The sequence below is a fragment of the Marinicellulosiphila megalodicopiae genome (genome assembly GCF_045862395.1).
GTDB lineage: Bacteria > Pseudomonadota > Gammaproteobacteria > Pseudomonadales > Natronospirillaceae > Marinicellulosiphila > Marinicellulosiphila megalodicopiae.
Map to the genome: position 1 here is coordinate 1,880,693 of NZ_AP023087.1, position 14,655 is coordinate 1,895,347.

The 14,655-nt window shown below is 37.4% G+C and carries 13 protein-coding genes and 1 tRNA gene; 11 read left to right on the top strand and 3 right to left on the bottom strand.

Translation table 11 applies throughout. The features are described from left to right. Window positions 1-67: 67 nt before the first annotated feature. The 4 genes from TYM08_RS07950 to TYM08_RS07965 all read left to right on the top strand — a co-directional run bounded on the left by TYM08_RS07950 (window position 68) and on the right by TYM08_RS07965 (window position 2,687). Window positions 68-598: a GNAT family N-acetyltransferase gene (locus tag TYM08_RS07950; protein ID WP_422382439.1), complete on the top strand. Its 531-nt coding sequence runs from the start codon at window positions 68-70 to the stop codon at window positions 596-598. A 263-nt stretch (window positions 599-861) separates the two neighbouring features. Next, the gene (locus TYM08_RS07955) at window positions 862-1,263 is read left to right on the top strand and encodes a hypothetical protein (RefSeq protein WP_422382440.1); all 402 of its coding nucleotides are present in this window, start codon (window positions 862-864) and stop codon (window positions 1,261-1,263) included. 460 nt (window positions 1,264-1,723) lie between these two features. Then, window positions 1,724-2,113, top strand: a complete 390-nt coding sequence (locus TYM08_RS07960; RefSeq protein WP_422382441.1) for a hypothetical protein — start codon at window positions 1,724-1,726, stop codon at window positions 2,111-2,113. Window positions 2,114-2,393: 280 nt separating this feature from the next. After that, the gene (locus tag TYM08_RS07965; protein WP_422382442.1) at window positions 2,394-2,687 is read left to right on the top strand and encodes a YciI family protein; all 294 of its coding nucleotides are present in this window, start codon (window positions 2,394-2,396) and stop codon (window positions 2,685-2,687) included. A gap of 504 nt (window positions 2,688-3,191) precedes the next feature. Here TYM08_RS07965 and ftsE read toward each other — a convergent pair. Both ftsE and ftsY read right to left on the bottom strand, forming a co-directional pair. After that, entirely contained in the window at window positions 3,192-3,860 is a 669-nt protein-coding gene (gene ftsE, locus TYM08_RS07970; RefSeq protein WP_422382443.1) for a cell division ATP-binding protein FtsE, read from the bottom strand. Between the two features lie 16 nt (window positions 3,861-3,876). Continuing rightward, window positions 3,877-5,016, bottom strand: coding sequence for a signal recognition particle-docking protein FtsY (gene ftsY, locus TYM08_RS07975; RefSeq protein WP_422382444.1), 1,140 nt, complete (start codon window positions 5,014-5,016; stop codon window positions 3,877-3,879). Between the two features lie 71 nt (window positions 5,017-5,087). Between ftsY and TYM08_RS07980 the strand changes: the two genes are divergently transcribed. The 7 genes from TYM08_RS07980 (at window position 5,088) to TYM08_RS08010 (ending at window position 12,141) form a co-directional block, all read left to right on the top strand. Beyond that, window positions 5,088-6,041 carry a hypothetical protein gene (locus tag TYM08_RS07980; RefSeq protein ID WP_422382445.1) on the top strand — a complete coding sequence of 318 codons (954 nt, stop codon included), beginning with the start codon at window positions 5,088-5,090 and terminating at the stop codon, window positions 6,039-6,041. After that, window positions 6,025-6,669 carry a 16S rRNA (guanine(966)-N(2))-methyltransferase RsmD gene (rsmD, locus tag TYM08_RS07985; protein ID WP_422382446.1) on the top strand — a complete coding sequence of 215 codons (645 nt, stop codon included), beginning with the start codon at window positions 6,025-6,027 and terminating at the stop codon, window positions 6,667-6,669. The genes TYM08_RS07980 and rsmD overlap by 17 nt, the downstream gene beginning before the upstream one ends. 421 nt (window positions 6,670-7,090) lie before the next feature. Next, window positions 7,091-7,306, top strand: coding sequence for a 30S ribosomal protein S21 (gene rpsU / locus TYM08_RS07990; RefSeq protein ID WP_422382447.1), 216 nt, complete (start codon window positions 7,091-7,093; stop codon window positions 7,304-7,306). 80 nt (window positions 7,307-7,386) lie between these two features. Continuing rightward, window positions 7,387-7,836, top strand: coding sequence for a GatB/YqeY domain-containing protein (locus tag TYM08_RS07995; protein ID WP_422382448.1), 450 nt, complete (start codon window positions 7,387-7,389; stop codon window positions 7,834-7,836). Between the two features lie 31 nt (window positions 7,837-7,867). After that, window positions 7,868-9,856: a DNA primase gene (dnaG, locus tag TYM08_RS08000; RefSeq protein ID WP_422382449.1), complete on the top strand. Its 1,989-nt coding sequence runs from the start codon at window positions 7,868-7,870 to the stop codon at window positions 9,854-9,856. 181 nt (window positions 9,857-10,037) lie between these two features. Then, entirely contained in the window at window positions 10,038-11,876 is a 1,839-nt protein-coding gene (rpoD, locus tag TYM08_RS08005) for an RNA polymerase sigma factor RpoD (protein WP_422382450.1), read from the top strand. A gap of 188 nt (window positions 11,877-12,064) precedes the next feature. After that, a tRNA-Ile gene (locus tag TYM08_RS08010) sits at window positions 12,065-12,141 on the top strand. A gap of 279 nt (window positions 12,142-12,420) precedes the next feature. Here the strand turns inward: TYM08_RS08010 and TYM08_RS08015 are convergent. Then, window positions 12,421-14,640 carry a beta-glucosidase gene (locus tag TYM08_RS08015; RefSeq protein WP_422382451.1) on the bottom strand — a complete coding sequence of 740 codons (2,220 nt, stop codon included), beginning with the start codon at window positions 14,638-14,640 and terminating at the stop codon, window positions 12,421-12,423. Window positions 14,641-14,655 lie beyond the last annotated feature (15 nt).

The following is a 14,655-nucleotide window of genomic DNA, read 5'->3' on the forward strand; positions in this document are numbered from 1 at the left end:
AAAATACGCGATATTTAAAACAGATTTTTTCCGTCTAATAACATGTTATGTTTAAGGAGAGTTACTATTGTTCAGTTTAGAAGTAGATAATGAAATAAAGTTGTCATTGGTTCAAAAGTCTTTTTCGCCAATATTCGCACAATTAGTCCAAGAAAATTTACCTTATCTTGAGCAGTGGTTAGCATGGCCTCCACACTGTAAAATTGAGCAGGACTTTGCTTCATTTATACGTAAATCCCTTCATGATTACGCCGATGGAAAGTCAATGGTCTGTGGCATATTCTATGATGAAGTATTAGTTGGTAACGCATCTTTTAATACGATTAATAATGAATTAAAGAAAGTCGAAATCGGTTATTGGCTTACAGAGTCAGCTCAAGGCAATGGTATTATTACTCGTGTTTGTAAAAAACTTATAGAAATAGCATTTGATGAATTACTAATGGATAAAGTTGAAATATCGGCCGCTACTGAAAATTTGGCTAGTAGGGCCGTCTGTGAGCGTCTAGGTATGCAGCTAGAAGGTGTTATTTCTAATGCTGAAAATCTAAATGGGCGAATTGTTGATCATGCTATTTACGGCCTTCACCGCATATAAACATAACAAACTAATTAAAACCGACGCAAAACACTCCGCCTTCTTGCGTGGTTTATTAGAACGTTCAGGCTGTAGGAAAATTAAAACAATAAAAATTATACGTGCGCAGAGTGATCTAAAATTATTTTTAAGGGTTTCAACCTATCTAGAATTTGAAATACGAGGCTATTTTTAGCCTATAAAACAAACAATTTTTAAACTGACTGTAGAAAGTTAATTTTTCTACAGCCTCGTTAGTTATATACGAATGTGAGCATTTATACATGAATGGTACTTTTAAATTTTTGGCTCTATTAGTAGTAATGATTTGTGGATACGCGTTTTATAACTATTTTCCGATCACAAAACATAGGGTTGTTGGGAAGTATGAAATTGATACTAGTTTTTATAGTGGAAAGAATGCCGAGTGGCAAAAAGAACATTTTAAATTTGAAATTACATCCGATGACAAATTCATATTTTTTGAAAAGTTAGTTGATGGTAGTTTTAAAAAAACATATGCAGATGTCCATTGGTATCGCAACTCGCCGCCAATGTTATTTAGGCTAAATCTAAATTCACCTCATGAGCTTATTGATACTTACCCTGGGCTTTATCGGGGAAACCGAAAGTTTTATTATGTTTTTGAAACTAAATTCGGAAATATGTTTTACCGTAAAATATAGCTAATAAATAAGAATAGGTTGCGCGTAACCGCAACTACTTTGATTTAATTAACCTATTGTTGGTCATTCCAAAGCATCCTGCTATTTCTTTTTTAATTTTAAATTAACTCAGTGTCTTATATTTTTTTAAATCCAAGCTAATGTTTTGTATGCCCCATAATTTGAAAGCATTCTAAAAAGAATTGGATGGAAATATGGCAAATATGAAATGATGGCTTGATGGAGTTTATATCAATCATTCAAACTACAATCCCTTAGTACGCCTTGGTATTACTGGTTTTCAGGGGGGTATTTTGAATGCATTGAATTTTTATGAAAATGACGATCATCAATTCAAATATTTTTTTGTGAAATTAACGTTTCAAAAGTATCGTGAGAATGAATATACTGTTTGAAATTAATTAAATTAAAAATGAGTGTTGAAGAAAGTTAATTTTTCTACAGCCTCGTTAGGTATCACATGCTAATCGTCATCCTAATAGTTGGAATTCTGCTAGTTGTTTCATCTAAATTTGATATATTTCTACCACGGGAATACCGTAATCGGAAATGTATGGGGCAGCAATGGCGGGCAGAATTTCCAAATTTATCAAATGAAGAAATAAGAAAGTTTTTGATTATTTTTGTAGATGCTTTTATGTTTAAGCATAAAGATAAGTTGAAATTTGAGCCAAGTGATAAAATACTTGAAATATACAAATCAATCTATCCAAATAGTGGTGGTGCGGATCAAATGGAGTTCGAGTTTTTTTCAGATGATATTAAGGAAACATATGATGTAGCATTGAATAAAGTTTGGCATGACAATATTACTTTGGGCGAATTATTATCCGTCTGTGTTGCCCCCTAAAAGACTATTTAAAACCGACGAAAAACACTCTGCTTTCTTTTTTTTTAATATCAAGACTTAAAAAAGTTGGCAATTTCGGTTCGTTCTGAACTCTCTGCATCAATACATCCCTACATGTCAATTATTCGGGATTTATTTCAAAAAAATAGTAACTAAAATAATTTTAATTGTGCTCGAGCTCATGTATATTGCGGACTTTAAATAAGTTGATGTGAATTATTCAAAATGTCAATTGCAGAAAATTTACTTTTAATTATATGGTCTATTCAATGGAGTATTAATGTTTATAGTATCCCTAACATACAAATCGGACTTATCCGAAGTTGATAAGCTTATCAGTGAACATGTCACTTTTCTGGAAAAATATTATGCTTCAGGTAAATTCATTGCATCAGGTCGTAAAGTACCTCGAACTGGTGGAATAATCTTAGTAAATGCATCTAACAAAGACGAAGTGATTGCAATTGTAAAAGAAGATCCATTTTACATCGCAAATTTGACAAACTACGAAATTATAGAATTTGTTCCAACTATGGCTGCAAAAGAGTTCGAAGCAATCAAAAATTGCATTTAATAAATAAGAATAGGTTGCGCGTAGTCGCAACTACTTTGATTTAAATTATCCTATTGTTGGGTATTCCAAAGCTTCCTGTAGTCATGCCGTTAATGCATTCATGCACGTCATCACCCCGGTCTTCATTTTCCGAAGAATTAGAAGTTTAGAGTTTACAGTCGATGAAGCGACAGCGATTGTTTATGGTGTGGAAAATGTATTAATGAAGTACCCTAAGAGTTCAGAGTTCAGAGTTCAGAGTTTAAAGAAATAAAAAAACTTTATCATCATGCGCAATGTGTCATATAGCGTTTTAAGTATCAATCAGTATTCATCAACTGCAATTATTCAAGCGTACAATCCTTTTGTCGAATTTTAACAATAAAAATCTTTATTCTTGAAGTAGTATTAAAATGAATTAAGTGTTTTTTTTAATTTTGTTTGGCGTTTAAAAGACATTCAGCATCCATTTTGAACTGTCTTTTATTTAATTTAATTTATTATCAAGGATTCTTGTTCAAAGAATCAATCAAACATGCCGCCACCAATCAACTTTCCATTTTTAAGTGTCAACGCTCTATAAGGCAATCTAGCAATTAATGCCAAGTCATGGCTGGCAATTAATACTGATGTTCCTACGCGGTTAAACTCGGCAAATAACGCCATAATGTCTTTGGCTAATTGCGGGTCTAAGTTACCTGTTGGCTCATCGGCTAAAATCAGTGCAGGTTTGTTTACTACTGCGCGGGCAATGCCTACACGTTGTTGTTCACCGCCAGACAGTTGAATTGGGTTGAATTTTTCTTTGTTTAGTAAGCCTACTTTATCTAATGCGGCGCGTACGCGTCTTGGAATGTCTTTTGGCGACTCGCCAGAAATAATTAAGGGTAGGGCGACGTTATCAAAAACCGTGCGGTCAAATAATAAACGGTGGTTTTGAAATACCACTCCAAATTCACGACGCATAAATGGAATCATTTTGTCGCTGGTTTTGTTGGCGAGTTGTCCGTTTACTCGTACCTGTCCTGAACTTGGTCGTTCCATTAATGAGATTAATTTTAATATGGTGGATTTTCCTGCACCTGAGTGTCCTGTTAAAAATGCCATTTCACCCTGTTTAAGGTGAAAGCTGACACTGGACAATGCTTCAAACCCGCCGTCATAACGCTTGCTGACTTGGTCAAAAATAATCATATAAATAGTCCGTTATTTAATGGGTTTCAAAAAGCGCTTTGACAAAATCTTTGGCATGAAAATCTCGAAGATCTTCGGCTTGTTCACCCACACCAATAAATCGAATCGGTATATTTAATTGCTTAGCCAAAGCGAAAATAACGCCGCCTTTTGCTGTGCCGTCTAATTTGGTAAGGGTTAACCCTGTGACGTTGACGCATTTATTAAATTCGCGCGCTTGGTTGATTGCGTTTTGGCCGGTGCCAGCATCTAACACTAACATGACTTCGTGCGGTGCATTAGGGTCTAGTTTTTTCATGACACGAACAATTTTTTCTAGCTCGCCCATTAGGTTGTCTTTGTTGTGTAAGCGTCCTGCTGTGTCGGCTATTAATACATCCACATTACGAGTTTTGGCGGCGTTTAGTGCGTCAAACAAAACTGATGCGCTGTCGGCGCCTGTGTGTTGTGCAATCACGGGTACTTCGTTTCGATCGCCCCAGGCTTGTAGTTGTTCGACGGCTGCTGCACGAAATGTATCACCCGCAGCTAGCATCACTGATTTGCCCTGTGCTTTGTATTTTTTAGCTAGTTTGCCGATGGTGGTGGTTTTACCTACGCCATTAATACCTACCATTAAAATCACAAACGGTGTGTTTGTTGAGGTGACTTCAAGTGGTTTGTCGACACTTTCTAGCATGTCGGCTAACGAGGTTTTTAAACTTGTAAACATCGCCTCAGGATTCGCTAATTCTTTGCGAGCGGATTTGTCTGTTAAATCTTTAATAATGCTAGAGGTGGCTTCAACACCAACATCGGCAGTTAATAATTGCGTTTCGATGTCTTCTAATAATTCATCATCAATGACTTTTTTGCCCAAAAAGACATTAGCAAGTCCGTCGCTGAAATTGGCACGAGTACGACTTAGGCCTTTTTTAACGCGAGTGAACCAGCTTTTCTTTTCCGGGGCGGGCTGTTTTGTTGGTGATTCAGTGATTTTTGCAGTTGAGTCTTTTTCAGTCATTTCTGACGTTTGATTTTGTGCTGGTTCGTCTATTAACTGATTAATTGCTTGATCTACAGGTGTTTCACTTTCAGCGGGCTGTTGATCGATAATCTGTTCTTCAATTTGTTCCTGTTTAACAGGATTTTTCTTGCGTTTTATAAAACCAAACATGGCCACTCACTTGCTTATAATTACAGAGATTTAGAAAGCGCGGGATTTTAACAGAATATGAGTGGAAATACATGACACAAATTGATCCATACGAACCATTTGAATTTAAAGAGAGAAAACGCTTTTTTTCCAAGAAAATGTTGTGGGCATTAAACCTAGTTTTATTGCCTTTAATTTATGTGTTATCTCAAGTTGGTGTTGAGTCAAATGATGCGTTGGTTGAAGATAAAATGCCCACTGAATTTTATAATTTGCAAGATGTGGTTTTTCATAAGGATAGATTTAATGGGATAGGGCTGCATTGGGCTGAATTTGATAATGCGCAAGAAATTTATTTTGGTTTTGTGATCAATCGGCAACCTATTGCCTCGGTTTCTATACCCGAATTCGTTGAGGTGCACACACAGGTGCAAGGTGGCAAACTTTGGATTAACGTAAGTATGCCAAATAATCGTGACATTATTTATGATGCATTATTGTTTATTCAGTTGTGGCTGCCAAAACTGACACAATCAGATGAAATCATGATTGCCGGTGAGGTTAATGAATCAATTGTGGCCACATTAGTAGAAAATCTTATGCATAATCAAGGTGACTTTGTTGCGTTTTTCGCAGCTTCGTCGAATTCTAATAATATAATCCCGGCGCCACAAATTGGTGATGAAAATTTCGAATCCTTTTATGTGGCTTACCTTTTGTTATTGCAGCGTACTCAAAAAACATCGGTCAGTTTACGATGGGATGTTAAAGGCGGTCAGCGTTTTTTGATTCTTGATGGTGTGGTAGATGCAAAATGGTTTTCAGATGTCACTTTCCAGGAATTTGATCAATTAATGAGTGAGCTTATTAAAAATATTGAAAATCAAAAAACCAAACGCTCAGGGTTAGTGCGTTACTTAATGCATCAAGCAGGGTACAATTTGCCCGTTGATTATTTTCAATCCCGTCCTTTGCGCTACCAACAAGTGACTATACAAAGGGTGAATGAGCAGTTAAATAAAATAAGCCATGATAAAAAAATCTAGACATAAACGCACTGATACACCTGATCAAATTGAAGCTCCGGTTAAACGCAAAAAAAAATCAAACGCTACTGAAGTGATCGGAAATATCCGCATTATTGCAGGGGATTGGCGTTCTCGTAAAATCAATGTGATTGATCAAGATGGGTTAAGACCCACCACAAATCGCGTAAAAGAAACGGTATTTAACTGGTTGCAAGTAAGTTTATCAGCAGCAAAGGTGTTGGATGTTTTTGCCGGCACAGGATCATTAGGTCTAGAGGCGTTGTCTCGTGGTGCGCAGTCGTGTCACTTTAACGAATTAAGTGCGCCCGTTAGCATAATGCTTAAACAAAATATTGAATCGCTAGGTGCGCAAGATAAAAGTAAGGTCACTAGTCAAAATGCGCTGATGCTTTTAAAGGGGTCTTGTGTAGATTCTATGGATTTAGTATTGCTTGATCCACCGTTTGGTTTAAATATTTACACAGAATGTTTTGAGTTAATGCTGCAAAATGGCTGGGTAAAACAAGGCTCGTTAATCTATTGTGAGTCGGGTCGTCGTGTTGATTTTGATGTGCCTGCTGGATTAAAACTTAAAAAAGAAAAAGTCGCAGGCCAGGTGTGTTGTCGATTGTTTGAAGTGATTTAATTTAAAATTAATGTGGGTTGTTATTTATGACAACAAAACAAATATTCGTAGGTAAGGCTTCAGTCTGTCTTTACAGAATAATGTAGCATTAGTTGAATAATGACAAATCCATAAAGTAAAACAGAGTGATGTTATGTATTAATTGCTCTGCTCATACGCTAAAAAATGATTCATGAAAATATGAGTTAATATGCTGTCTAAACCCACTTTTGAAACTGAAAAAATCACCGCGATTTGAGCATTGTTTGAATGCTTAATTCCCCTTATATTTCAATCGCTTAGCTAATTTATACCGATAAACTGTTTAAATGGCTTTACAGTGCTTTATCCCTTCTTGTATAATCCGCGACCCTTGTTTTAGGTGAAGGTTCATCTAATGTGAGCAGGGTTTTATTCAACAATTAAATTTTAAGGTAAACACATGCCAGCTGTAAAAGTAAAAGAAAACGAACCATTTGACGTTGCATTACGTCGTTTCAAACGTTCTTGTGAAAAAGCAGGTGTACTTTCTGAAGTGCGTCGTCGTGAACATTATGAAAAACCAACTTGGGTTCGTAAGCGTAAAGCTGCTGCTGCTGTTAAACGTCATGCTAAAAAGGTTCAACGTGAATCTAAACGTATGGTTCGTTTATACTAATAAGTCCAAAAATTTGTTGAATACGTTTGCCGGTCAATTAGTTTAACTGACCGGTTTTCTACTTTTAAAAAGAGAATATTATGTCTGCGATTGTTAAAGCTGTAAAAGACGCTATTAAAGATGCGATGCGTGCCAAAGATAAAGAAACATTATTGGTATTGCGTGGAATGTCCTCTGAATTTAAAAAAGTAGAAGTTGATGAACGTATTGATGTGGACGAAGCAAGAGCAATTACAATTTTAGATAAAATGCAAAAACAACGTCGTGATTCGATCAGCCAATATGAATTAGCTGGGCGCGATGATTTGGCCGCAATTGAGAAAACCGAATTGGAGGTGATAACAAAATTTTTACCCGCGGCGTTAACAGAAGAAGAATTGGTTGATATGGTTGCAAGCGCAATTGCGCAAGTAAGTGCAACTTCAATGGCAGACATGGGTAAAGTCATGGCTATTATCAAACCGCAAACGATTGGGCGTGCAGATAATGCTGCTGTCAGTAAACAGGTTAAGGCTTTGCTAACCGCTTAACTTAAACGCCAGTTGTAGGAAAACATACAAAATGGCGGGTTCCATTTCACGTGGTTTTATTGATGATTTATTAGCTCGTACCGATGTGGTCGAGGTGATCTCCTCATGCATCGACGTCAAGAAAAAAGGCCAAAACTATTGGGCCTGTTGTCCTTTTCATAATGAGAAAAGTCCATCATTTTCTATTAATTCATCGAAACAGTTTTATCATTGCTTTGGCTGTGGTGAATCAGGTGATGCGTTAAAGTTTTTACAAGAATACGAACGATTAAGCTTTGTTGAGGCAATCGAAGCCCTTGCTAAAATGGCAGGTGTTGAAGTCCCTAAAGTGATTGATCCAGTTCAAGAAGAAAAGCAAAAAAAGCGTACTCAATTAACCGACTTAATGGATGATGTGTCGGAGTATTACTATCAAAATTTATTAGATCACCCCAAGAAAAATCAAGCCGTTACCTATTTAAAAAACCGTGGACTAAGTGGTCAAATTGCCAAAATGTTTCAAATTGGTTTTGCACCAGATGGTTGGCAAAATCTTATTGATAAATTCGCTAAAAAAGATGAAATATTACATCAATTATTAGCAGCCGGTATGATCGTCGAAAAAGAATCGGATCCAAAATCTAATAAAGCCAGTAGAGTGTACGATCGTTTTCGCTCTCGAATTATGTTTCCTATTCGAAATAATCGCGGAAAAACCATCGCATTTGGTGGTCGTGTATTAACTGATGAAAAACCCAAATATTTAAATAGTCCCGAAACCCCAATTTTCTCAAAGGGCCAAGAATTATATGGCCTATATGAAATCAAAAAATACAGCAAAAATGTCGAGCGCATTATAGTTGTAGAAGGTTATATGGATGTGGTGGCCTTGTTTCAAGCAGGTGTGGGTTATGCAGTGGCTACATTGGGCACTGCAACCAGTGTGACCCATATTCAAACCCTGTTTAAACAAGTGGATGAAATTGTATTTTGTTTTGATGGTGATGAAGCCGGTAAAAAAGCCGCTCATCGCGCATTTGAACAATGTTTAAATGAAGTAAAAGACGGTCGCCAAATTAAATTTTTGTTTTTGCCTGAGGGGGAAGACCCGGACAGCATGGTTCGAAAAATTGGCAAAGATGCGTTTGAAGAACAAGTTAAGCAATCTAAAACACTGTCCGATTACATGATTGAATATTTACAAACTCAAGTCGATGTAAATAGCGAAGCGGGCAGAGCAAAGTTAGTGGAATTAGCGAAACCTTATATGATCAGTTTGCCTGATGGTATTTTTAAGCAATTGTTGGGTAAGCGATTCTCTACGTTAGTTGGAGTGGAATTACAATTTGGTGCGTTTGAACCGACCGTTGTGAAAACATTTGAACGAGCAACAAAGCCAAAAATTACACCCAAGCCAAAAGCAAGCGATAAAACTGAGCAACCAATTGCTCAAGAAATGGTCAATGACATACCAAGTGATTACGGGCAGTCATATGACCAACCTGATTACGATGAAGAAGATAATTTTCTAGCCCCTGATGATTATTGGGAAGAGCCTGCTGATCAAAATTGGGTTGAATCGATTCCAACACCTAGTGCCAATAAGCGCATTCCCATTAAGTTGTCTCGTTCTGACAAAGTGGTAGCGTTATTAATTCGCGCACCATTTTTATCAACGGATTATATTTTCGATTCAAGATTGTTGATCTTGCCAGATTTTCAATTAGTGGCTCAAGTGATTGGGGCATTAAAAAAATTACCAAAATCGGATTATTTTCAAGCTTATCAATTTTTAAAAGAGCAGAATTTATCCGATAGAATTCACGATATAACACACAGCGAATATTTTTGGTTACCAAGAAAATCAGATAATTTTAAAGAACTTATCCTTGATGAGCTTGAAAATATTTTAAGTGCCCTTATAGATGGGTTGCCCAATGAGGCCTTTGATCAATTGAAAAGACGAGTTTTAGCTCGTGATCCTTCCTTAAGTGAAGAAGAGAAGCAGCAATACAAACAGATGTTGTTGCAAAAAAAGTAAAAGATTTCGCAAAATTATTATTATTTCAAATAATACACGCGAGCATCCCTGTAAAATTATGCTATTATGTTTGGCTTGTTTGCGTTCATCTGTATTCAAGTTTTGAACATATTTATTAAACCTGAGGCGCCTGAATTTATACCCGTAAATCAGAGGCTCCATAAATAAAAGCAGAGAAAATATGACCACTGGGCAAAATCAGCAACAGTCTCGTCTGAAAGAACTTATTAGTCGCGGTAAAGAGCAAGGTTATTTAACCTATGCGGAAGTAAATGATCATCTTCCAGAAGATATCGCAAGTCCTGACCAAATCGAAGATATCATCGCGATGATTAACGATATTGGTATTAAAGTATATGAAACTGCTCCAGATGCCGATGATTTAGTAATGGCGGATGAAGGCGCGTCTGATGATGACGACGCTTCTGAAGAAGCAGCAGCTGCATTAGCAGCAGTAGAAAATGATGTAGGTCGTACCACTGACCCTGTGCGTATGTATATGCGTGAAATGGGTACCGTAGAGCTATTGACTCGCGAAGGCGAAATTGTCATTGCTAAGCGTATCGAAGAAGGGTTGCGTGATGTGATGCATGCCATTGCATTTTATCCAGGCAACGTGGAGCGAATCCTAGAAGCTTACGAAGACTCAAAGTTAGAAGAAGGGCGATTATCAGATATTCTTGTATCGTTCTTAGATCCGGATTCTGAAGAGCCTGTTATTGCTGAGCCAGTTGAAGAAGTTGTGGCTGAAGATAGTGATTCTGAAAGTGACGATGATGACAGTGTTGAGGATGAAGACGAAGCGCCAACGGGTCCAGATCCTGAAGAAGCAGCTGAACGTTTTGGTCTTTTGGAAGCCGCTCATAAAAAAGCTTTAAAAGCAGTTGAAAAACACGGCTATCAATCTAAAGAAGCAAACAACGCATTTAATGAGGTGGGTGATTTATTTGCACCACTTAAATTAGCAAATAAAAAATTCGAAGAAATCAGTAATCGTGTTAAAGATGCCGTGATTGAAATTCGTGCTCAAGAACGTTCTTTGATGGACTTGATTGTTCGTCGCGGCAAAATGCCACGTAAAACATTCTTAAGACAATTTCCTGGTAATGAAACTGACGCAGATTGGTTGCAAGGTTTATTAGACAGTGACGAATACGGCGATCGATTATTTCCGTATGAAGTAGAGTTAAAAAGAGCGCAACGTAAAATTCGCACAGTTGAAGCTGGTTGTGGTTTGGATATGTCATATATTAAAGACATAAACAGACGGGTAACAATGGGCGAAGCAAGAGCGCGTCGTGCTAAAAAAGAAATGGTTGAAGCTAACTTACGTTTGGTTATTTCCATTGCTAAAAAATACACAAACCGTGGTTTACAATTCTTGGATTTAATTCAAGAAGGTAACATTGGTTTGATGAAAGCGGTTGATAAATTCGAATACCGTCGTGGTTATAAGTTCTCAACTTATGCGACATGGTGGATTCGTCAAGCAATTACACGTTCTATTGCTGACCAAGCGCGTACAATTCGTATTCCGGTTCACATGATTGAGACAATCAATAAATTGAACCGTATCTCTCGTCAAATGCTTCAAGAAATGGGTCGCGAACCTACTCCTGAAGAATTGTCAGAACGAATGGATATGCCAGAAGACAAGATACGTAAAGTATTGAAAATTTCCAAAGAGCCTATTTCTTTAGAAACACCAGTTGGTGATGACGAAGATTCAAACTTAGGTGACTTCATCAAAGATGAAGGAATGGAAGCGCCAATCGACTCTGCAACTGTTGAAGGGTTAACTGAAGCAACTAAAGAAGTGTTGTCAGGTTTAACGGCAAGAGAAGCAAAAGTATTACGTATGCGTTTTGGTATTGAAATGAATACCGATCACACGTTAGAAGAAGTGGGTAAGCAGTTTGATGTAACCCGTGAGCGTATTCGTCAAATCGAAGCGAAAGCGTTACGTAAATTACGTCACCCTACACGTTCTGATCACTTACGTTCATTCTTAGACGATTAAGAATTAGACTGTAAGATTAAAAAATAGACACTTTATGTGTCTATTTTTTTGTCTAATGAAGCTGTCTAAAAATATATTAAAAAAAAGTTAAAATAAAAACTCTTTTTAAATCAAAAAGTTGGCGTTGATTGTAACCTTTGGTTATACTAGACGCCGTTTTCGCATATAGCTTCAAAAATATGCAATTCGGGCCCGTAGCTCAGTTGGTTAGAGCATCCGACTCATAATCGGCAGGTCCCCAGTTCGAGTCTGGGCGGGCCCACCATTTATCAATACTCGAATCCTTTCAAAATTAGAGCGTTCAGCTCAAATTCCAAAATTCCAAAATTCCAAAATTCCAAAATTCCAAAATTCCAAAATTCCAAAATTCCAAAATTCCAAAATTCCAAAATTCCAAAATCAATTTGTATGTGCGAAAATATCTTTCTTTACTATTTGTGACTGTCCTGCAATAAATTAGCAATATATTACTTTTAATACAGACGAAAAAAAGCCCAGACTAACTGGGCTTCTAACTTCTAACTACTAACTTCTAACTTTACAGCTATTTCTCATATTTCTCATCATGTTTATCAACAAGTGCCTTACATTCAGCCCGAATTTCGTCAGATACGGGCAGGCCATTTAAAATATCTAATGCATGTTCAACGGGTGAGCTTTTCATAATTCCCCAGAAAAAATGACCAGGTTGAATGCCTACTAACTTCATGATTTGATCTACATCATCAAACGTTCGTTCATCTTCAAACCACTCAAAAATTGTATCGTTGCGAGTAGGTTTAATACGAACCGCATCGGTAGATTCAATATTAACAGTTTGAGTTAAACGTACGTCTCTGCTTGAAGACGATGCGCGAATCACATATTTTCCAGCTTCAGTAGCAAAGCGGTTTAAGTGTGGTACAAAATGTTCAAACGCTCGATCACATAATTGTATTGTGACTGACTTTGATTCATTAGGTGCTAAGTCCGCTTTCACAAACCCTTTAAGCTCTTGTTCTGCACGCATTAGGTAAGGCTTGTTAGGCGATACATAAATTTGTACGGTTTCTTTAGCTTGAACCTGTCCTGTATTTTTAACTGTAACCGACGCTGTGTTTTTAGCTAAATCTACGTTTAAGTCTGAATATTCAAACTCGCTGTAACTTAAGCCGTGTCCAAATGGAAACTGGACAGGTAATTTTTTAGTATCGTAATAACGGTAACCTACAAGTGTTTCTTCTTTGTATTCAACGTTTTCTTTGTCGCCAGGAAAACAATCAAAACTAGGATTGTGCTCTAGGCAAATAGGGAAGCTTTCAGATAATTTACCACTTGGCGATACATCACCAAACAATACTTTAGCAATGGCGCTGCCTGATGCTTGGCCGTTGAACCAGTTCATCACAATAGCTGGAGTTTTATTGACAAACGACTGCATGTCCACCACGCTTCCGCAGTTTAAAACAATAACCGTATTGGGATTTACCGCTAACACTTCATCTATTAGCTTAATATGACCTTCTGGTAATAATAAATCCGTACGATCAAACCCTTCGGTTTCAATCGCGTCCGTTGTGCCTACAAATAAAATCACCGCGTCTTTGTTTTTGGCCGTTTCAATAGCTTGGGCTAATTGTGTGTCACTTGTGGTTTCTTCTGTGTAACCTTCAGCAAATTCAACCTGTGCGTATTTTTCTAATTCTGGTAATGCGTGGGTCACCATTTTAGGGGTTAATGACGAGCTTCCGCCGCCTTGAAAACGAGAGTCTTTAGCAAACTGTCCAATCACTGCGTAGCTTTTGTTTTTAGCTAACGGTAATGTTTGATTGTCATTTTTTAATAAAACGATGGACTCGTTAGCTACTTGCTCGCTTAACTGGTTATGTTTGTCCCAGTTTATTTCGTTGACTTCTTGTTTGCCATCTACTGCTTTTTTAATCAGGTTTAACACATTTAATGCACGTATATTGATGGTGTCTTCTGTGATTTTACCAAGATTAAACTGCTCTAATAAAAATTCATTTTTACGAGCCGGCCCTGGCATTTCAATATCTAAACCATTGTTGTGTGCTTCTAATTTATCTCGTGTAGCTACCCAGTCAGACATCACCGCGCCATCAAATTTCCATTGATCACGTAAAATTTCATTTAATAAATAGTTGTTTTGGCAAGCTGGAATGCCGTTGACTGCATTGTATGCACCCATAAGCGTCCAAGGTTTTGCTTGTTTCACTGCAATTTCAAAGGGACGCAAATAAATTTCATGTAATGCACGCTCGCTGATCACACTGTTAATTAAAAAGCGACGGGTTTCTTGTTCGTTACCTGCAAAGTGCTTAAGTGAAGTCCCCACGCCTTGAGATTGCACGCCATTGATAAATGCAGCTGCAATTGAGCCTGATAAAAAAGGATCTTCAGAATAGTATTCAAAATTACGACCAGCAAGAGGGGAGCGTTTACCATTTACACCAGGGCCAAGTAGAACACTTACATTATAGAAGTGACATTCTTGAGCGATACTTTGGCCAACTTCATGAATTAACTCTGAGTTAAAGGTGGCAGCCATTGCCGCTTCCGCTGGAAATACGGTAGAAGGTAAAAAAGTAAATGGGGTAGTGGCTTCGCTGTCATCAAGGCGTACACCATGTGGGCCGTCTGTTACGGTTATACTTGGTACGTTTAGGTGTTCAAAGCCTTTTAATTGCCAAACTTTGTCACCACATAATAATGATATTTTTTGTTCGATAGAAAGTTGTGAAAGTACATTTTGAGGGTCAAACATAAATCATTGTCCTGT